The organism is Aeromonas sp. ASNIH4 (assembly GCF_002934425.1).
Taxonomy (GTDB): Bacteria; Pseudomonadota; Gammaproteobacteria; order Enterobacterales; family Aeromonadaceae; genus Aeromonas; species Aeromonas hydrophila.
In genome coordinates, this window is sequence record NZ_CP026217.1 from 1,341,768 (window position 1) to 1,360,761 (window position 18,994).

General features: G+C 55.1%; 13 protein-coding genes and 1 pseudogene. All 14 read left to right on the forward strand.

The genetic code is table 11. The features are described from left to right. The first annotated feature begins 17 nt into the window (after nucleotides 1–17). The gene (gene tviB, locus C2U40_RS06290) at nucleotides 18–1,286 is read left to right on the forward strand and encodes a Vi polysaccharide biosynthesis UDP-N-acetylglucosamine C-6 dehydrogenase TviB (protein WP_103828756.1); all 1,269 of its coding nucleotides are present in this window, start codon (nucleotides 18–20) and stop codon (nucleotides 1,284–1,286) included. Between the two features lie 23 nt (nucleotides 1,287–1,309). Next, nucleotides 1,310–2,323, forward strand: coding sequence for an NAD-dependent epimerase/dehydratase family protein (locus tag C2U40_RS06295; RefSeq protein WP_103828757.1), 1,014 nt, complete (start codon nucleotides 1,310–1,312; stop codon nucleotides 2,321–2,323). A 194-nt stretch (nucleotides 2,324–2,517) separates the two neighbouring features. Then, the gene (locus C2U40_RS06300) at nucleotides 2,518–3,657 is read left to right on the forward strand and encodes a glycosyltransferase family 4 protein (RefSeq protein ID WP_103828758.1); all 1,140 of its coding nucleotides are present in this window, start codon (nucleotides 2,518–2,520) and stop codon (nucleotides 3,655–3,657) included. Between the two features lie 9 nt (nucleotides 3,658–3,666). Beyond that, complete coding sequence (locus tag C2U40_RS06305) at nucleotides 3,667–4,635, forward strand: UDP-glucose 4-epimerase family protein (protein ID WP_103828759.1); 969 nt, start codon at nucleotides 3,667–3,669, stop codon at nucleotides 4,633–4,635. A gap of 2 nt (nucleotides 4,636–4,637) precedes the next feature. After that, on the forward strand, nucleotides 4,638–5,195 hold the full coding sequence (locus C2U40_RS06310; protein ID WP_103828760.1) for a sugar transferase: 558 nt from the start codon (nucleotides 4,638–4,640) through the stop codon (nucleotides 5,193–5,195). Nucleotides 5,196–5,255: 60 nt separating this feature from the next. Beyond that, complete coding sequence (locus tag C2U40_RS06315) at nucleotides 5,256–7,217, forward strand: polysaccharide biosynthesis protein (RefSeq protein WP_104467479.1); 1,962 nt, start codon at nucleotides 5,256–5,258, stop codon at nucleotides 7,215–7,217. A 203-nt stretch (nucleotides 7,218–7,420) separates the two neighbouring features. Continuing rightward, nucleotides 7,421–8,506, forward strand: a complete 1,086-nt coding sequence (rfbB, locus tag C2U40_RS06320; RefSeq protein ID WP_103827940.1) for a dTDP-glucose 4,6-dehydratase — start codon at nucleotides 7,421–7,423, stop codon at nucleotides 8,504–8,506. Beyond that, entirely contained in the window at nucleotides 8,506–9,393 is an 888-nt protein-coding gene (gene rfbD / locus C2U40_RS06325; RefSeq protein ID WP_076360017.1) for a dTDP-4-dehydrorhamnose reductase, read from the forward strand. Before rfbB ends, rfbD begins: the two co-directional genes overlap by 1 nt. A gap of 175 nt (nucleotides 9,394–9,568) precedes the next feature. Then, nucleotides 9,569–10,167: pseudogene (locus C2U40_RS06330) on the forward strand (sugar phosphate nucleotidyltransferase); the annotation flags it as partial. Nucleotides 10,168–10,529: 362 nt separating this feature from the next. Then, nucleotides 10,530–11,036 carry a dTDP-4-dehydrorhamnose 3,5-epimerase gene (rfbC, locus tag C2U40_RS06335; RefSeq protein WP_233768824.1) on the forward strand — a complete coding sequence of 169 codons (507 nt, stop codon included), beginning with the start codon at nucleotides 10,530–10,532 and terminating at the stop codon, nucleotides 11,034–11,036. A 74-nt stretch (nucleotides 11,037–11,110) separates the two neighbouring features. Beyond that, complete coding sequence (locus C2U40_RS06340; protein WP_103827941.1) at nucleotides 11,111–12,172, forward strand: LPS O-antigen chain length determinant protein WzzB; 1,062 nt, start codon at nucleotides 11,111–11,113, stop codon at nucleotides 12,170–12,172. 109 nt (nucleotides 12,173–12,281) lie between these two features. Further along, entirely contained in the window at nucleotides 12,282–13,997 is a 1,716-nt protein-coding gene (locus C2U40_RS06345; RefSeq protein WP_103827921.1) for a PglL family O-oligosaccharyltransferase, read from the forward strand. 151 nt (nucleotides 13,998–14,148) lie between these two features. Beyond that, entirely contained in the window at nucleotides 14,149–14,802 is a 654-nt protein-coding gene (locus tag C2U40_RS06350) for a YceH family protein (RefSeq protein ID WP_024944808.1), read from the forward strand. A gap of 214 nt (nucleotides 14,803–15,016) precedes the next feature. Further along, nucleotides 15,017–18,859, forward strand: a complete 3,843-nt coding sequence (locus C2U40_RS06355) for a DEAD/DEAH box helicase (RefSeq protein ID WP_103827922.1) — start codon at nucleotides 15,017–15,019, stop codon at nucleotides 18,857–18,859. Nucleotides 18,860–18,994: the final 135 nt, after the last annotated feature.

The following is an 18,994-nucleotide window of genomic DNA, read 5'->3' on the forward strand; positions in this document are numbered from 1 at the left end:
TATGGAATGTTTGAAACATGAGAAATTTAAGCATTGGTATCGTTGGTCTTGGCTACGTTGGTCTGCCACTCGCAGTTGAGTTTGGCAAGAAGTACCCCGTTGTCGGTTTTGATATTAATACAACTCGCTTGGTTGAATTAAGCAAGGGCAATGACAGTACATTGGAAGTGGAGGATCAGGAGTTGGCAGAGGCCAAACATCTGACTTACAGCAGCTCACTCGATGACTTAAAGGCATGTAATGTTTTCATCGTGACCGTGCCAACGCCTATTAATCAACACAAACAGCCTGACCTGACTCCACTGATTAAAGCCAGTGAAACCATTGGCAAAGTGCTCAAGCAAGGCGATATCGTTATTTATGAATCCACAGTTTACCCCGGCGCAACCGAGGAAGAGTGTGTACCTGTGCTTGAGCGGGTCTCAGGTTTAATCTTTAACAAAGATTTCTTCTGCGGTTACAGCCCAGAGCGTATTAACCCCGGCGACAAAGAACACCGGGTTACTACCATTTTGAAAGTAACGTCTGGTTCTACACCAGAAGTAGCAGAAACAGTCGATCAGCTGTATCGCTCGATCATTACCGCCGGTACGCACAAAGCCAGTTCCATCAAAATTGCTGAGGCAGCTAAGGTGATTGAAAATACTCAGCGTGATGTGAATATTGGCTTGATCAACGAATTAGCACTTATTTTTAACAAGCTGGGTATCGATACCGAAGAAGTGCTGAAAGCTGCTGGTACTAAATGGAATTTCTTACCTTTCCGTCCTGGCTTGGTGGGGGGGCATTGCATTGGCGTAGACCCTTACTATCTTACCTATAAGGCCCAATCGGTTGGTTATCACCCCGAAATTATTCTGGCAGGCCGTCGCTTGAATGATGGTATGGGTGCTTTTGTTGCCAGCCATCTGGTGAAGGCGATGCTGAAAAAATGCATTCAGGTTGAAGGTTCGCGTGTGCTCGTGTTGGGATTAACCTTTAAAGAAAACTGCCCCGATCTGCGCAATACCAAGGTGGTGGATATTATTGCTGAACTGCAAGACTACGGTGTTAGTGTTGATTGCTACGATCCTTGGATTAACGCTACAGAAGCACAGCATGAATACGGTATTACACCAGTTTCGAAACCTGATGCGGGAGCTTATGACGGTATTGTGTTGGCCGTAGCCCATAAAGAGTTTGCAGCAATGGGTGCTGAAAAAATACGTGCATTGGGCAAACCTGCCCATGTGTTGTACGATCTTAAGTATGTGCTGCCAGCTTCAGCAGCTGATTTACGTCTGTAACACTAAGGGAGCTTATTAATACAATGACTGTTTACAGTGAATTACTGAAAGCATTACCAACCCAGCCTAAAGTGTGGCTGATTACGGGCGTTGCTGGTTTTATTGGTTCTAATTTATTAGAGCAATTACTAAAGCTGAATCAGGCTGTGGTTGGGTTGGATAACTTTGCTACCGGTTATCAGCATAATTTGGATGAAGTAAAAGGTTTGGTTACAGCTGAACAATGGGCTGGTTTTACCTTTATTGAAGGTGATATCTGTAATTTGGATGATTGCCAGAAGGCATGTACAGGGGTGGACTACGTTCTGCATCAGGCGGCATTAGGCTCTGTACCACGCTCCATTAATGACCCAATCACCACTAACTCCACAAATATAAGTGGCTTTTTGAATATGCTGGTTGCTGCTCGGGATGCTGGTGTAAAAAGCTTTACTTACGCAGCCAGTAGCTCGACCTATGGTGACCATCCAGCGTTGCCGAAAGTTGAAGAAAACATCGGCAGACCATTGTCACCTTATGCTGTAACCAAATATGTAAACGAGCTGTATGCCGATGTATTTGCCAAAACCTATGGTTTCAAAGCCATTGGTTTGCGGTATTTTAATGTGTTTGGTAAACGGCAGGACCCGAACGGCGCTTACGCGGCGGTTATCCCCAAATGGGCAGCCTCTATGCTGTTGGGTGATGATGTGTTCATTAATGGTGATGGTGAAACCAGCCGTGATTTCTGCTTCATCGATAATGCTGTACAGGCTAACTTGTTAGCGGCAACGGCAGCTGAAGATGCCAAAAACGAAGTATACAACGTCGCTGTGGGCGACCGCACTACGTTGAATGATTTGTACCGTGCACTGCAGGCAGCTTTGGCCCAGAACGGCAAGCCCTATGAGAAAACAGCGGTTTATCGCGATTTTCGTACTGGCGATGTTCGTCATTCACAGGCGGATATTGGTAAAGCGGCTAGCAAATTAGGTTACGCGCCGGAATACCGAATTATGGAGGGTATTGCCAAAGCCATGCCTTGGTATATACCTTAGCCATCCCCTTATACGAGGCGTGGCGCGGCTTTCAGGGTATGATCACCGCAGGGCCAGAGCGTGAACTAATTGTTAAATTAACGTCAGTGCAGCTAGCCCTGCATCCAGCACTTTTTCCAAATAGGCACTGCTCATACCTGCAAATTGCTGCTTCTTCCGCAAGCTTGCCTTCCGGTTAGAGATTAATTAATGATATGAACAATAAAAAACTCGTTCTTGTTGTCAATACTGCTTGGTGCATGTTCAATTTTCGTTACGGTTTATTAAATCGTTTAATTCATGACGGCTATCAGCTTACCATTATTTCAGCACGCGATGAATTTTCGGATAAGTTACGGGCTATGGGCTGTGAGGTCATAGATATATTGATAGCGGCCAAGGGGATCAATCCGCTGCAAGATCTTAAATTGATCTACACCTTGTACCAACTATATCAAAAAATAGCACCTGATTTTATTATCCATTATACTATCAAACCCAATATTTATGGTTCGCTTGCGGCTAAATGGGCTGGTATTCCTTCTATTGCCATCACGACCGGTTTGGGGTATACGTTTGTTAACGATAATTTAGTGGCTAAGGTGGCTAGGTGCTTATATAAGCTTGCATTTCGCTTCCCCAAAGAGGTGTGGTTTTTAAATGAAGATGATCGCCAGGTGTTTTTGAAACATCAACTCATCACTGAAAATAAAGCGGTGTTGCTGCATGGTGAAGGGGTGGATTTAATGCATTTTGCACCACAGTCTAAGGTGGATAATGATGGCAAGATGCGTTTTTTGTTGAGCGCCAGAATGTTATGGGATAAGGGCGTAGGTGAATATGTTGAGGCTGCGAGGATTGTCCGTCAGAAATACCCGCAAGCGATCTTTCAGCTGCTCGGCGCGTGCGACGTGGCTAACCCCAGCGTGATTGAGCGCGAGCAAATTGCCAAGTGGGAACAAGCTGGGTTGGTTGAATACTTAGGCACTACGTCAGATGTGCGGCCCATTATCGCGAATGCTGATTGCGTGGTGTTGCCATCATTTTATCGCGAGGGTGTTCCGCGCACACTGATGGAAGCTGCTGCCATGTCAAAGCCATTAATTACCACGGATAACGTCGGTTGCCGTGATGTGGTGTTGCCCGACCAAACTGGCTATTTGTGCCCAGTGAAAGATGCCGCGGCACTCGCCGCTTGTTGTGAGAAAATTATTGTCATGTCGCCAGAAGCGCGTGCAGAAATGGGCGCTGCCGGCCGCTGTTTTATGCGCGATACTTTTGATGAACAATTAGTGATTCAGCAGTATTTAGCGACGTTAAAAAAATACGGTGTACAACAACACCCAGTTGAATAAGGTATTCTAATGATTCTACTAACTGGTGCCACCGGCTTTGTGGGTAATGCTGTGTTAAAGAAGTTAATGCAGCAACCTGATGTGGCCGTCCGTACTTATGGTCGCCGTGTGCCGGTGCTGGTGAACATTGACAGTGTTGCCGACGCCAGAGCCCAGATGATTAGCCATGTGACGGGTGAGATTAGCGCTACGGCAAATTATGCCTCTGCTTTGGTTGATGTTGATGTGGTCATTCATTGCGCCGCGCAGGCGCATGTGATGGATCATTCAGCGAATAACGGAGCTGATATTTATCGGGATATTAATGTTGATGGCACCTTGCACTTAGCGCGGCAAGCCATTGCTGCGGGCGTGAGGCGTTTTATCTTTATCAGTTCTATTAAGGTCAATGGCGAATCGACCTACGATAGTCAGCCCTTTACGCATAATTGTGCTGCAGCACCTGAGGATGCCTATGGGCGTTCAAAACAAGCCGCTGAGGATGGGCTACGAAAATTGGTAACTAATTCCAGCATGGAGTTGGTGATTATTCGCCCACCTCTGGTTTATGGACCAGGAGTTAAAGGTAATTTTCTTTCATTATTGACTATTGCGAAAAAAAATTTTCCGCTTCCATTTGGAGCTATCAATAACCAACGCAGTATGGTGGCGCTGGCTAATCTGGTCCATTTGATCATCACCTGTATCCGTCATCCAAATGCGGCGAATCAAACCTTTTTAGTCAGTGATGATGACGATATTTCAACAACCGAATTGCTTGAGATGATGACTCGCGCAGTGGGTAAACGGCCACGGCTATTAACTGTGCCGATGAGTTGGCTACAGTTCTTGGGACGTATGACTGGAAAACAGGCTGTGATAGAGCGACTGTGTGGTAATCTTCAGGTTGATATCAGTCACACCAAGCATACGCTGGGTTGGCAACCACCTATATCGGTCGCAGAAGGTATCCAGCGCTGTTTTATTGAGGAAGAATAATTATGTTGTTCCGGCTGTTGGATTTTTGCTCAGCTTTTTTGGGTTTGCTGCTGTTGTGGCCCATTTTGCTTATCGTCACTATTATTGGCCTATTTGACACCGGCTCACCGATTTTTGTGCAAACTAGGGTTGGTAAACACAAAAAACCATTCAAGCTGATTAAATTTCGCACTATGTCGGTCGATACCCAGTCGGTGGCGAGCCACTTGGCGAGCACAAGTTCGATCACCAAGTTAGGTGCCTTTCTACGCAAGAGTAAAATTGATGAGCTTCCACAACTCATCAATGTTCTTAAAGGTGAGATGAGTTTGGTTGGGCCGCGGCCTAATCTCTTTAATCAGGAGGAGCTGATTAAAGAGCGTGATGCCCTAGGCGTTTATGATGTTTTACCCGGGATTACAGGCTTGGCTCAGGTACAAAATATCGATATGTCGACCCCAGCATTGCTTGCCAAAATAGATCGGCAGATGATCGATACGCTCACCCTAACTAGCTACTTTCGCTATATCATCATGACTGCAACTGGTAGCGGTGCAGGCGATGCGGTTGGATCGAAATAGTATTTTTACCGATTTGCTTCACCTTATTTTACTTACTGCCGTTAACGAGATGATGCTATTATGTTAACCTCTTTCTTGGCTATCCCCCGTGTTTATAAACGGGGGATTAGCGTCTGTGCTGATCTGCTACTGCTAACTTTGGCATTCTGGGGCGGTTATTGGGTACGCCTTGATGACAATATTCCATTGCAGAGTCCGCTGCACTGGCAAATGCTGGCGTTGTTACTACCGATCACTATCGTGATCTTTATACGGTTAGGGCTGTATCGCGCTGTATTACGTTATGTCGGTTTCAAGGTATTGTGGACTGTTTCGCTTGGAGCTCTTCTTTCCACAATGTCGTTGGTTATGCTGGCGTTTTTTATGGGGGTTCCACTTCCTCGTACAGTATCTGTTATCTATTTTGCTTTTTCAGTGTTGCTGATCGGTGGGGTGCGTCTGTTTTTCCGGGCGCTGGTCCAGCGTGGTGGTCAGCAACGAGTGGCTGTGCTGATTTATGGCGCTGGTTCTTCCGGGCGGCAGTTGCAACTTGCGTTGAATCAAGGGCAGGAGTACCTGCCTGTGGCGTTTGTTGACGATGATTCCGCATTGGTTAAGACCGTGATTCAGGGGGTGAACGTTTACAGCACTGACGCTATCGAGGCGCTGATTGAGCGCTTTGATATTAAAAAAATCTTGCTGGCTATCCCGAGTGCTTCGCGTAGTGTGAGGCAAGCGGTGATCAATCGATTGGAACAGTGCCCATGTGAGGTTCTCTCTATCCCTGGTATGGCTGATCTGGTTGAGGGGAATGCTCATATCGATGAGCTTAAAGAGGTCAGTATTGAGGATTTGTTGGGGCGTGATGCAGTGGCCCCTATCCCTGAACTGATCAATGCCAATATATCTGGCAAACGGGTGATGGTGACGGGAGCGGGCGGTTCCATCGGCTCTGAATTATGTCGTCAGATAATCCGTTGTAAACCTGCTCGACTGGTATTGTTTGAGCTTTCTGAATATGGCCTATATGCCATTGATAAAGAGCTGCAAGAAATCAGCCGGCAGGAAGGGTTGCAGGTTGAGATATTGCCATTACTGGGGTCGGTGCAGCGGCAACATCGCTTGCAAGCTGTAATGAGTACCTTCCAAATCCAGACGGTTTACCATGCAGCTGCTTACAAGCATGTCCCCTTGGTTGAATACAACGTGGTGGAGGGGGTGCGCAATAATGTTTTTGGCACTCTTTATTGTGCACAGGCGGCTATCAGGGCAAAGGTTGAAACCTTTGTGTTGATTTCGACTGATAAGGCGGTGCGTCCCACTAATACCATGGGTACCACCAAGCGATTGGCCGAACTGGTGCTGCAATCTTTGGCAGCTGCGCAGCAGCAAACCCGTTTTTGCATGGTGCGTTTTGGTAATGTTCTGGGTTCTTCTGGGTCTGTTGTGCCATTGTTTAGTAAGCAGATCCGCGATGGTGGCCCTTTGACTTTGACCCACCCCGACATCATTCGTTATTTCATGACCATTCCTGAAGCATCACAGCTGGTGATACAGGCGGGGGCCATGGGGCAGGGGGGGGATGTGTTTGTGTTGGACATGGGGGAGCCGGTCAAGATCATTGATTTGGCGCACCGGATGATCCGTTTGAGTGGCCTGAAGCTCAAGAGCGACAAATACCCCACAGGTGATATCGAGGTTAAGATCACCGGCTTGCGCCCCGGTGAGAAGCTGTTTGAAGAGCTGCTAATTGGCGAGCAGGTTGAGGGAACTGCCCATCCCCGGATTATGAAAGCCTCAGAGTCGATGCTGCCATGGCCACAGCTACGGGCGTTTTTGGCCGAGCTCGATAGCGCGTGTTTCCGTTTTGATCATGAACAGATCCGTAGCCTGTTGTTAAGTATGCCAACCGGTTTTAATCCTACTGACGGGATCTGCGATCTGGTATGGCAGGCAAAAAATACTTTGTCGCATGAACCGAGCCTGAGTGTGGTCGAGGACATTGATTTTCTTAATTCAGAGAGTCATCAGCCAATGCATTAAACGGTGTGTTTTATGGGATGCCCACTGCTTGTGTGAATGAGAGAGCAGATAGATGGACAGAGGGACAAAATGCTGAGTACCAATAGTTTGTCTGGGCCAAAGCAACCCTCTGTTCTCATCAGGGGCAATACTCTGTCAGAGTGTGGCCTTCAACCATGTCTTGTCAGTCGGCCTTATATCGCAGAAATTCTCGCTTAAAAATGTTGAAAATTCTCGTTACTGGTGGCGCAGGCTTTATCGGCTCTGCCGTGGTACGCCATATCATCCATGATACTCAGGATGCCGTTGTCAATCTCGATAAACTCACCTATGCGGGCAATCTGGAATCCTTGGCCTATGCATCGACAAGCGAGCGTTATGCGTTTGAGCAGGTGGATATCTGCAACCGTGCAGAGCTGGATCGGGTGTTTGCGCAGCACCAGCCGGATGCCGTGATGCACCTGGCCGCCGAGAGCCATGTTGATCGCTCCATCACCGGTCCTGCTGACTTCATCGAGACCAATATCGTCGGCACCTACATGCTGCTAGAAGCGGCCCGCGCCTACTGGAACGGCCTGGATGAGGTACGCAAGGCGGCCTTCCGCTTCCACCATATCTCTACCGACGAGGTGTATGGCGATCTGCCCCATCCAGATGAAGTGGCTGCCGGTGAGCCACTGCCGCTTTTCACCGAAACTACCCCTTATGCCCCCAGCAGCCCCTATTCTGCCTCCAAGGCCTCCAGCGACCATTTGGTGCGTGCCTGGCGCCGTACTTACGGCCTGCCGACCATCGTCACCAACTGCTCCAATAACTACGGTCCTTATCACTTCCCCGAGAAGCTGATCCCGCTGGTGATCCTCAACGCCCTGGATGGCAAACCGCTGCCGGTATACGGCAAGGGTGACCAGATCCGTGACTGGCTCTATGTGGAAGAGCACGCCCGCGCACTTTATACCGTGGTCACCACAGGTGTCATCGGCGAGACCTACAACATCGGCGGTCACAACGAGAAACAGAATCTGGAAGTCGTGCATACCATTTGCGATCTGCTGGATGAAATGGTGCCCAAGGCCGGCTCCTACCGCGATCAAATCACCTATGTGGCCGACCGCCCTGGCCATGACCGCCGTTATGCCATTGATGCCAGCAAGATGAGCGCCGAGCTCGCTTGGCAACCGCAAGAGACCTTTGAATCCGGCATTCGCAAAACTGTGCAGTGGTATCTGGATAACCAGCAGTGGGTCAACAACGTCAAGAGCGGCGCCTACCAGTCCTGGATTGAGCAGAACTACGGGGAGCGTGCCTGATGCATATTCTGCTGTTTGGCAAAAACGGCCAAGTAGGCTGGGAGCTGCAGCGCGCACTGGCACCGCTGGGGCGCATCACTGCCGTTGATTTTGACTCCACCGACTATTGCGGTGATTTCAGCAACCCGGCCGGCGTGGCGGAGACTGTGCGCCAGGTGAAGCCGGATGTCATCGTGAACGCAGCAGCCCACACTGCGGTAGACAAAGCCGAGAGCGAACGAGAGTTTGCCGAGCTGCTCAACGCCACCAGTGTGGCTGCGATTGCCAAAGAAGCGGAGACATTGGGAGCCTGGTTGGTGCACTACTCCACTGACTATGTGTTCGATGGCAGTGGTGAGCGCCCTTGGCTTGAAACCGATGCGACCGCTCCGCTCAACGTCTACGGCGAGACCAAGCTGGCGGGTGAGCAGGCTGCGGCCCTGTGCTCGCGCCACCTGATCTTCCGCACCAGCTGGGTCTACGCTGCCCGTGGCGCCAACTTTGCCAAGACCATGCTGCGTTTTGGCAAGGAGCGTAGCGAGATGTCGGTCATCAATGACCAGTTTGGTGCCCCGACCGGTGCCGAATTGCTGGCAGATTGCACCGTTCATGCGCTCCGCGTGGCGCAGAACAGATCCGAGGTTGCCGGGTTGTACCATCTGATTGCCTCCGGTACCACCACTTGGTTTGACTACGCCCAGCTGGTTTTTGCCAAAGCCAGAGAGGCCGGGGTTGAACTGGCAGTCACGCAGCTCAATGCGGTGCCGACCAGTTCCTTCCCGACCCCGGCCAAGCGCCCTCATAACTCCCGCTTGGATACCAGCAAGTTCCAGCGCACCTTCGATCTGGTACTGCCGGACTGGACGGTCGGTGTGGAGCGGATGTTGACCGAGATCCTCGGCAAGTAAATCACAGGCCAGGGATGTACTGAATACATCTCTGGTTGACAGGGATAAAGCAGAAAGGTGTGGCCTCAAACCACCCTTCTCTTTTGCAATTTAAAAATAAGAAACAAGCATCATGACCAAACGTAAAGGCATTATTCTGGCAGGTGGCTCTGGCCCCCGTCTCTATCCAGTCACCATGGCGGTGAGCAAGCAGCTGCTACCCATCTATGACAAGCCGATGATCTACTATCCGCTGAGCACCCTGATGCTGGCGGGGATTCGCGATATTTTGATCATCAGCACCCCGCAAGATACCCCCTGTTTTGAGCAACTGCTGGGGGATGGCAGACAGTGGGGCCTGAATTTGCAATACAAGGTGCACCAAGCCCGGACGGGTTGGCACAGGCCTTTATTCTGGGCGAAGAATTTATCGGCTCAGACCCCTGTGCACTGGTGCTGGGCGACAACATTTTCTACGGCCATGACCTGCAGAAACGACTGGAAGCGGCAGCAAGTAAAGACAGTGGTGCAACCGTCTTTGCCTACCATGTGCATGACCCTGAGCGTTATGGGGTGGTGGAATTTGATAAGCAAGGCACAGCTATTTCACTGGAAGAGAAGCCACTGGAGCCCAAGAGCAACTATGCGGTTACTGGCCTCTATTTCTACGACAACAGCGTGGTGGAGATCGCCAAGAGCCTGAAGCCATCGCCACGCGGTGAGCTGGAAATCACCGATGTGAACCGGATCTACCTAGAACAAGGCAATTTGTCGGTCGCCATGATGGGCCGTGGCTATGCCTGGCTTGATACCGGCACCCACGAGAGAATGATTGAAGCGAGCAACTTTATTCAGACCATCGAGACTCGCCAGGGACTGAAAGTCGCGTGTCCGGAAGAGATCGCCTTTCGCAAGGGGTTTATCGATGCCGATCAGTTGCGCGTACTTGCTATCCCGTTGGCAAAGAATGAATATTATCAATACCTGCTTCGATTGTTTGTGACGCAACCTGATGTGTGACCTGAGGGGATTTGCGAGCATAAGTGGAAACTCTCAAGCTACTATCCTAGCAACAAAAACGTCAGTAAGTGATCACTTGGTTCTTTTTTCGTATGGGTTTATCAATGCAATATCGTACAACATCTCTGGAGGGGGTGATGATACTTACGCCCACGACTTTTTCAGATCATCGCGGTCAATTTCGTGAGTGTTTTCGTCAAGATGAGTTTGAAAAGCACTGTGGCCATTACCCGTTGGTGCAAGACAATCTGAGTCGTTCGGTCGGGGGCACGTTGCGCGGTTTGCATTACCAACATAATCGACCACAAGGTAAACTGGTACAGGTTATCAGCGGGGCTATTTTTGATGTGGCGGTTGATATTCGGCCAGCGTCGCTCACGTACGGACAATGGTTGGGTTGTCGATTAAATGCAGAACTCGGTGAGCTTATATGGATCCCCCCCGGTTTTGCGCATGGTTTTTATGTGCTAAGTGACAGCGCCGATGTTTTTTACAGATGCAGCGATTATTATTATCCTAGTGATGAGGTTGCTATTCGATGGGATAGTCCTAACTTGGCGATAAAGTGGCCATTATCTGAGCGTCAGCCGTTATTATTGTCTGAAAAGGATCGTTTTGCACCCTGTTTTGCTGATTACTCTTAGCGTCGTTCGTCAAAGGATAGTAGTGCATCGCAGTTGTGAGATATTTTTACACCTTGATAATCAAGAGAGAAAAGATGAACGAAAAAACACCGGTTATTCCCAATCAGTGGGTGCAAGAACCCAGCTCGGAGGAGATTGATCTTCGTGAGTTGATGGTGGTGTTGTGGCGCCAGAAGCTGCTTATTGTACTTATTGCCGGCGTATTTGCTGTGGGTGGTATCTTTTATGCTCTGTTGGCACCACAGCAGTGGTCGGCCAAGGCGGTGATCACAGAGCCCAAGCCGGAAGAGCTGCAACCGATGCAGAAGGTCGCTAGGCAGGCCGTGGCGCTCGGGCTGACGGGATTCCCCGATGGTAAAGGCCTTTATCAGGAGTTTGTGCAGGAGTTTAACTCTTATGAAAATCGCAGCGCGTATCTGAAGACAAGTCCGCTGTTTGCCAACGAAGTGACGGCGAAGGCGCTGGATGAAAAGGCCCAGCGGCGCTGGTTGCGTGACTGGGGCAAGCTGGTGGTAGCGCAGCCAGTCGATAAGAAGGGGGAGACGTTAGACATCGAGATTGCTTTTGCGGCCCCCACTAATGATGATTCGCTTGCGATGCTAAAGGGTTATGTCGATTACATCGTTACCTTGCAACAGCAACAGTTGATGAGAAGGCTTGGTGAACAACGTACCCTGCAGTTGGAGGAGATGGGTACTCGTTATACAGTGATGAAAGAAGAGGCCAAACGTACGCTGCAACAGGAGATCTCCGAGATCGCGTTGGCTATTAGAGTGGCCAAGGCGGCTGGTGTAAGTACACCGCTGGAGAGGGTTGGCATTACTCAGGATCGTTTCTCGATCGCGTTGGGCTCCAAGGGGCTAGAAGAGAAACTGACCTTGCTGAAATCCGTGGATCTGGCTTTCTACCAGCCGGGGTTGCAGCAGTTACAAGCGCAGATGGATCGCTTGAAGCGTGTCTCTTTGGAAGGAATAAGCTTCCGTCCATTTTCTTATCTGGACGCCCCCGAAGAGCCCCTGAGCCGTGATAAACCCAAGCGCCCTCTGGTGGTCGTGCTGGCCACCTTGCTTGGCGGCATGCTGGGGATCGGTGTGGTTCTGGTGAGGCATGCTTTTCGCCGGTCAAAGCAGGTATGATGACCAAATGAAATAAGGAACGGGGGGCTATGGCCCCCTTTTTTTCTGTATTTTTGTCACGCCGCTGACTTATGAACAGGGCTCAACAACATAAAGGGGATCAAGGAAGATGAGCAATAAGGGTCTCTTTGCTGCCGTCTGCGCTCTGTACTGGCTGCTGGGCATGCATTTTTTCATGCACAACCCCGGTGGGGCCGGGCTCTATCTGCCGTTCAATGCCTGGGGCTGGATCTTCGCGAGCCTGGTCATCGGCCTGGGGCTGTGGCAGGTGACGCTGCAGCAGCGGCTGGTGTTCTCCTCTTTGCAGGGCTGGCTCTGGCTGGGGGCGTTGCTGCTGCTGCTACCCATGGCCTATCCCGGCTTTGACCTGAAAGACTATGCGATTCCCCGTTTGCTGGGGTTGTTCGCCGGTCTGCTGTTTCTGTTCTGTCTCTATCAGTGGCAGCTGGTGCGGGCATCTCGTGATCGGCTGCTCTATCTGCTGCTGGGGGCGGTGGCCATCGAGGCGCTGCTGGGCCTGGTGCAGTACTACCTGCTGATCCCGGGTAATTGGCTGGGGTACGACACCCACGCCAATCGCCCCTACGGTATCTTTCAACAACCCAATGTGATGGCGACCTTCATGGCGACCGGGCTTGCCCTGGCCGGCTGGCTGGAGCTGCGCGGTAATGCCAACCCTTGGCTGAAGGGGCTGCGCTATGGGGTGATCCTGGCGGCCAGCCTGCTGCTGGTGGCGCTGCAATCCCGGGTGGGGCAGTTGGGGGGTCTGCTGGTGCTGCTCCTGCTCGTGCCCGCATTGCATCGTCAGGGGCGGCTGGCACAGGTACTGGGACTGGTTGCACTCGGTGTCGGGCTGGGGATCGCCTCCCAGTACGGGATCAGTGGTGTCAAACGTGGGCTGGAGGCTTATCAGTCCGGCGGAATGCGTTCCATCTACTGGCCCTATGCCGCCAAGCTGATTGCCCAGTCTCCGTGGGTTGGTTGGGGTTATGGCAGCTTTGAAACCACCTTTTTGCACCACTACATGGCCGACAAGGCGCTGAACCCGGCCATGGTACAGATTGAATACAACCTCGATCACCCCCACAACGAGTTCCTCTACTGGGCGGTGGAAGGGGGGCTGGCCCCCATGATCGGCATGGTGCTGATGGGCGGCGCTCTGTTGTGGCGTGTGCTCAAGGCCGGTTGGGTCAAGGGGGCGGCGCTGCTGGCGCTGGTGACCCCCATCCTGCTGCACACCCAGACCGAGTATCCGCTTTATCACGCCATCGCACTGTGGTGGGCCCTGCTGCTGCTGGTGTATGTGCTGGATGCGGAAGTGGAGGAGGGGCTGCAGGCCTCGGGCCGTGCCAGCTGGCGCGAGTATGTCTATCGCCCCTGGTTGTTGCTGCGCTTCGTGGCCATCATCATTCCCCTGCTGGTGGTGCCCTTCATGCTGACCGCCATTCATACCGCCTGGGTGGTCACCAAGTACGAGCGCGGCGGCTACAAGGAGCCGACCCTGCTGCTCGAGATCGTCAATCCCATGGCCTGGTTGACCCGGGTCGAGTTTGACGTCAACTCGGTGCGGCTGATGGTGGGTTTGCAGGCCAACAATCACGCAGAGCTGGAGGCGTATCTCGACTGGGGTCAGGCGTTTGTGCGCCACACGCCGAGAGCCAACATCTACGCCAACATGGTGATCGCGCTGGATGCACTGGGACGAAAAGAGGAGGCCAGAGTACTGCGCCGCGAGGCGCTGGTGCTCTACCCGGGTGATCCCTTGCTGACCGGCTCGGCCGCCACCTCCGTGGCCACGGCGCTGGAGCGCAAACCCTCGGCCTGATAGCGGCTGTCGAGGCCATGCCGGGCGGGCAGGCTGTGCGATGTTTCATCAACTGCCCCATCGCCTCGCAAAAATGGCGGCCGCTGCTGGACGGCAGAGGCACCATGGCTAAGATAGTGGCCTCAACGTCTTGTTCAGTAGGGAGTATGAAATGGAGTTAGTGCTTGGCCCGTTGGAGGCCCGCGTGATCGGCTGTCTGATCGAAAAAGAGATCTGCACCCCGGATCAATACCCCCTCTCTCTCAATGCGCTGGTCAATGCCTGCAACCAGAAGAGCAACCGCGAGCCGGTGCTGGAGCTGTCCGAGCTCGACATCCGGGCCGTGGTGGATGAGCTGATCCGCAAGCGTCTGGTGGTCAATACCGCCGGCTTCAATGCCCGGGTTCCCCGTTACCAACACCGCTTCTGCAACACCGAGTTCGGCGAGCTGAAGTTCACGGCCCAGGAGCTCGGCATTATCTGCGAACTCTTGCTGCGCGGCCCGCAGACGCCGGGGGAGCTGCGCTCGCGCACCAACCGCCTGTGCAGCTTCGATGACGTGACCCAGGTCGATGCGGTATTGGCCAAGCTCGCCGAACAGGGGCCCTACGTGGTCAAGCTGCCGCGCGAGCCGGGCAAGCGCGAGTCCCGGTATGCCCACCTGTTCAGTGGCGAGGTGGATCTGCAGGCGCTTGCCGAGGCGGCCCCCGCCAGCAGTTATGCCTCGCCCGCAGCGGATCGACTGACGGTGCTGGAGGAGGAGGTCGAGAGCCTCAAGGCGCAGCTGCAGCTGCTGGCCGAGCGTCTGGCGCAGCTGGAAGGCTGACACGCTGACAATATGTCCATCAAGAGGCGCCCAGGCGCCTTTTTTTGTGCGCCTTTTCTGTCATCTCCATCCGGTGAACCCCCTGGTCTCACCTTGCCCCAAGCCCGCCCCTGACGGGGATGCCGCAGCTTTTTTGCGTTATTTCGTCGTTAAGGGTCGAGCCGCCGTCGCTTTCCCGTTAAAATTCCGCTTTTGCACCTGCCCGTGAGTCTCGATGTCTGCGTCCACTCTCTCTTCAGATTGTTATGCCCTGCTCGGTGAGCTGCAGTTGCAGCGCACCGCCAGTACCCGCTATTTGCAAGAACAGCTGCCGTTCGGGCAGGCCCTGCTCGACAAGTTGAGTCAGTTGCAACTGCTGGGGTTGGTGCGGCTGCGTGGGGAACAACAGTGGAGTCTGACGGCAGAGGGAACCCTGGCGTTGATCCTGGCGGTGCGTCGCGGCGATTGTCCCATGCCCAACTGGGCACGGGTGCCGTCGGTCACCGGCCAGGAGATGGCACAGGCGCTGGTGCGTGAGCTCTGTCTGGGGGAGGCCGGGCAAGTGCCCGCTTACTATCTGGCGGCCGATCTGCTGAGCCTGCTCGATCTGCCCGATGCCCACCGCTTGCTGGCAGGCTCGAGCCCCCAGTGGCAGCGGCTGATGCTGCAGCACTTCGCCCTGCAAACGCTATTGGATGCCGAGCCCCATGGGCAGTGGCCGCTGGCCCAGGCGGCCGGCGAGTGTGCCGCCGAGCTGGCCAAGCTCAGCGACGGCTTTGCTGCCGAGTGGCAGTGGCTCTGTGGCGAGCTGAGCGGGAAAGCAAACACTCACTGGCCCGCCCTGCAACAACTGGCGGAGCAGGGGGGAGAGCAGCCCCTTGCCGAGCGCCTGTTGGCAGCGCTTGGGGCTTGGCAGACGCAGGAGGGGCAAGAGGATGGGCAGGGTAAGTGGCCACTGACTTTCAGTGCCTTGCTCTGGCTAGGCTGGTTGCAGCAGGCCGATCCCGTGCTCGCCAGCGAGCAGCGCAAGAAGTGGCAGCGCAGTCTGGCCAACCAGTTTCCTTTGCTGGCGGATCTGCTGGGGCAGTGGGCGGGTGATCGCCACGGTCAGGCGGTCGGGCTGTTCGATACCCTGCAATTGCCGCCGGAAGAGCTGCACTGGGGCTACCTCTGGCTCGATCTCTGCGCCCTTGCCCGGCATGGGGAGCAGAGCCCCCAGGTGGCCATCCTGCACAAATGGGATCTCTCCCACGTGCTGGATGCCGCGCCCCGCCACAGGTTGATGGCCTTCTGTCAGGATCTGCTGCGGCTGTTGTTGGGGCAGGGGGCGCAGCAGCAGCCGCTGCAGCAACTGCGCGCCGCCAGCGGCGAGCAGGAGGCCGACGAGCAGGACGGGGAGGACAAGACGCCTGCCTCTGCCAGCTGGCTCAACTGGCTGCAGGGGCTGGGACGCGCCAGCGGCGTGCGCAAGCCGCAGGAGCGACTGGTCTGGCTGCTGCATGCGGAAGGGCCCGAGCTCGATTGCAAGATCCAGAAGCAGAGCACCAAGGGGGAGTGGACTGCCGGTCGCCGGGTCGATCCCACCCTGCTCTCCACCCAGTACGCCAACCTGCTCGACGAGGAGGACTGGGCGCTGGTTCGCACGCTGCCGCGTACGCTGGGGCGGTTGCCGCGCGAGGTGTGGGCACCGCTTGCCAACCATTCCCGCCTGTTCAATGCCAGAGGGCAGAAGCTGCAGCTGGCCATCACGGCACCCTTGCTGCAGATAGTGGCCACCGAGCAGGGCATGAGCGCCGTGCTGAGCCCGGCTGCCGCGGCGCGAGGGGCTCACATACTGCCGCTGGCGCAGGATCTGTGGCAGCTCATTCTCACCCCGCAGCCGCTGCTCGACCGGCTGCCTGCGCTGGAGGCCATTCCGCTGCTGCCGGCCGAGGGGCTGGCGGAACTGCAGCATACCCTGGACGCCATTGCGGGGCTGCCCTGGCACAGCCAGGTGGCGGGCCTGCACGGCAATGCCGAGCTGGCTCCCTGGCCCGGTGTGGCCTCGGTTCAGCTCGACTGGCAGGATGGCCAGCTGGCGGTCCGGCTGGTGACCCGGTTTGACGACTTGCCGCCGCAGCCCCTTGGCAAGGGCGAGGCCATCGTGCGCCAGGGGATCAAGGATTATCACTACTGGCAGCGGGATCTGGCGGCCGAGAAAGGCGAGGCCCAGCGGCTGCGCAATCAGTTGCCCATCGAGTTGCCTGGCAGCGAGTGGCGCCTCGAGGGAGAGCAGGCACTGGCGCTGGTCAATGCCCTGCCGGAGCTGGTGGATGCCGGCGTGGTCATTCACTGGCATCAGGACAGCGCGCGTCTGAAGAGCCTCGATGAAGCTGCCCTGAGCCTGCGGATCGAGCGGCGCCAGGATTGGTTCCAGGTGGAAGGGGCGCTCTCTCTCGATGAGCACCAGATCCTCGACCTGCGCCTCATCCTGCGCCAGCTGACCCCGGGCCAACGCACCGTTCAGCTGGACGAGAAGACCAGCCTGATGTTGAGCGACAAGCTGGTGGAGCGGCTCACCATGCTGGGCGCCATGCTCGACGAAGAGCAGCGCATCAATCACAAGCTGGCCTACCCGCTGACCCGCCTGCTCTCCGTCATCACCACCGAGGGGGATGCCGCCTGGCACTCCCTGCAACAGGAGTGGCAGCAGGAGGTGGAATGCCCGGCCGAGTTGATGGGGCCGCTGCGGGATTATCAGAAGGAGGGGGTACGCTGGCTGGCGACCCTGGCCCACCATGGCTTTGGCGCCTGTCTGGCCGACGACATGGGCCTTGGCAAGACGCTGCAGGCGCTCATCGTGCTGCGCATGCGCCAGCATCTGGGCCCGGCGCTGGTGGTGGTACCCAAGTCAGTGGTCACCAACTGGCAGGAGGAGGTCGCACGCTTCGCTCCCGAGCTGGAGGTGGTGGTGTTCGACAACCCGTCCGAGCGGGAAGGGATGATCCGCGAAGCCAAGGCGGGCCAGATCATCCTGCTCAACTACGGCATGCTCGGCAGTCTGGCGGAGGCGCTCAAAGCCCGTCGCTGGTCCTCCATGGTGCTGGATGAGGCGCAGCAGATCAAAAATGCCGGTACCCAGCGGGCCAAGCTGCTGTTCCAGCTGGACGGCGATTTTCGGCTCGCCCTCTCCGGCACGCCCATCGAGAACCACCTGGGGGAGCTGTGGAGCCTGTTCACCTTCATCAACCCCGGCCTGCTCGGCAGCCTCGGCGAGTTCAAGCGCCGCTTCGGCAAGGCGGTGAAGGATCCCCAGCACATGGCGCTGCTGCGTGCGGTGATCAGCCCCTTCATCCTGCGCCGGCTCAAGCAGCAGGTGCTGACCGAACTGCCGGACAAGACCGAGATCATTCATCACATCAGCCTCTCCCCCGAAGAGCGTCAGCTCTACGAGGCAACCCGGCGCGAAGTGGTGCAGCAGGTACAAAGTGCCGACGGCCGCGCCCTGATGCACGTGCTGAGCGGGCTGACCCGGCTGCGCCGGCTCTGCTGCTCGCCCCAGCTGGTGATGCCCGAGTGGTCCCAGGCCAGCAGCAAGCTGGACGAGGCGATGGCGCTGCTGGAGGAGGCCATCGGCAATGGTCATCGGGTGCTGGTGTTCAGCCAGTTCGTCGATCTGCTGAGCCTGTTGCGGGCCCGCATCGAGCAGCAGCAGTGGGACTACTGCTACCTGGACGGCGGCTGCTCGGCCAAGTCCCGGCAGGAGTCCATCCTGCGTTTTCGCCACGAGGCGGTGCCGCTGTTTCTGATCAGCCTCAAGGCGGGGGGCACAGGCCTCAACCTCACCCAGGCCGATACCGTGCTGCACCTGGATCCCTGGTGGAACCCGGCGGTGGAAGATCAGGCGAGCGATCGGGCCCACCGCATGGGGCAGACCCAGCCGGTGACCGTCTATCGCCTGGTGTGCGAACAGACGGTGGAGGAGAAGATCGTCGCCCTGCACGATGAGAAGCGGGCGCTGGCCGACGGCCTGCTGAGCGGCCAGTCGGAAGTGCGCGGGCTGGATGTGGAGAGCCTGCGAGCCCTGCTGATGAGCTGACCGCGATCAGCTGGCTCGGGCTACAGACAAGGGGAGCATCCAATGATGCTCCCCTTGTTGTTTGGTACGTGTTATTTGGCTCGTGCCGTTTGGCGCACGTGACGCCTGGGCGAGGCTGCACAACAGTTCGTGCCG

Excerpts from the sequence above, each read along its gene's own strand:
- C2U40_RS06295 (WP_103828757.1), top strand. The coding sequence starts at position 1,310 with ATGACTGTTTACAGTGAATTACTGAAAGCATTACCAACCCAGCCTAAA.
- C2U40_RS06305 (WP_103828759.1), top strand. The coding sequence starts at position 3,667 with ATGATTCTACTAACTGGTGCCACCGGCTTTGTGGGTAATGCTGTGTTA.
- C2U40_RS06300 (WP_103828758.1), top strand. The coding sequence starts at position 2,518 with ATGAACAATAAAAAACTCGTTCTTGTTGTCAATACTGCTTGGTGCATG.
- C2U40_RS06340 (WP_103827941.1), top strand. The coding sequence starts at position 11,111 with ATGAACGAAAAAACACCGGTTATTCCCAATCAGTGGGTGCAAGAACCC.
- C2U40_RS06315 (WP_104467479.1), top strand. The coding sequence starts at position 5,256 with ATGTTAACCTCTTTCTTGGCTATCCCCCGTGTTTATAAACGGGGGATT.
- rfbC (WP_233768824.1), top strand. The coding sequence starts at position 10,530 with ATGATACTTACGCCCACGACTTTTTCAGATCATCGCGGTCAATTTCGT.
- tviB (WP_103828756.1), top strand. The coding sequence starts at position 18 with ATGAGAAATTTAAGCATTGGTATCGTTGGTCTTGGCTACGTTGGTCTG.
- C2U40_RS06350 (WP_024944808.1), top strand. The coding sequence starts at position 14,149 with ATGGAGTTAGTGCTTGGCCCGTTGGAGGCCCGCGTGATCGGCTGTCTG.
- C2U40_RS06345 (WP_103827921.1), top strand. The coding sequence starts at position 12,282 with ATGAGCAATAAGGGTCTCTTTGCTGCCGTCTGCGCTCTGTACTGGCTG.
- C2U40_RS06310 (WP_103828760.1), top strand. The coding sequence starts at position 4,638 with ATGTTGTTCCGGCTGTTGGATTTTTGCTCAGCTTTTTTGGGTTTGCTG.
- rfbD (WP_076360017.1), top strand. The coding sequence starts at position 8,506 with ATGCATATTCTGCTGTTTGGCAAAAACGGCCAAGTAGGCTGGGAGCTG.
- C2U40_RS06355 (WP_103827922.1), top strand. The coding sequence starts at position 15,017 with ATGTCTGCGTCCACTCTCTCTTCAGATTGTTATGCCCTGCTCGGTGAG.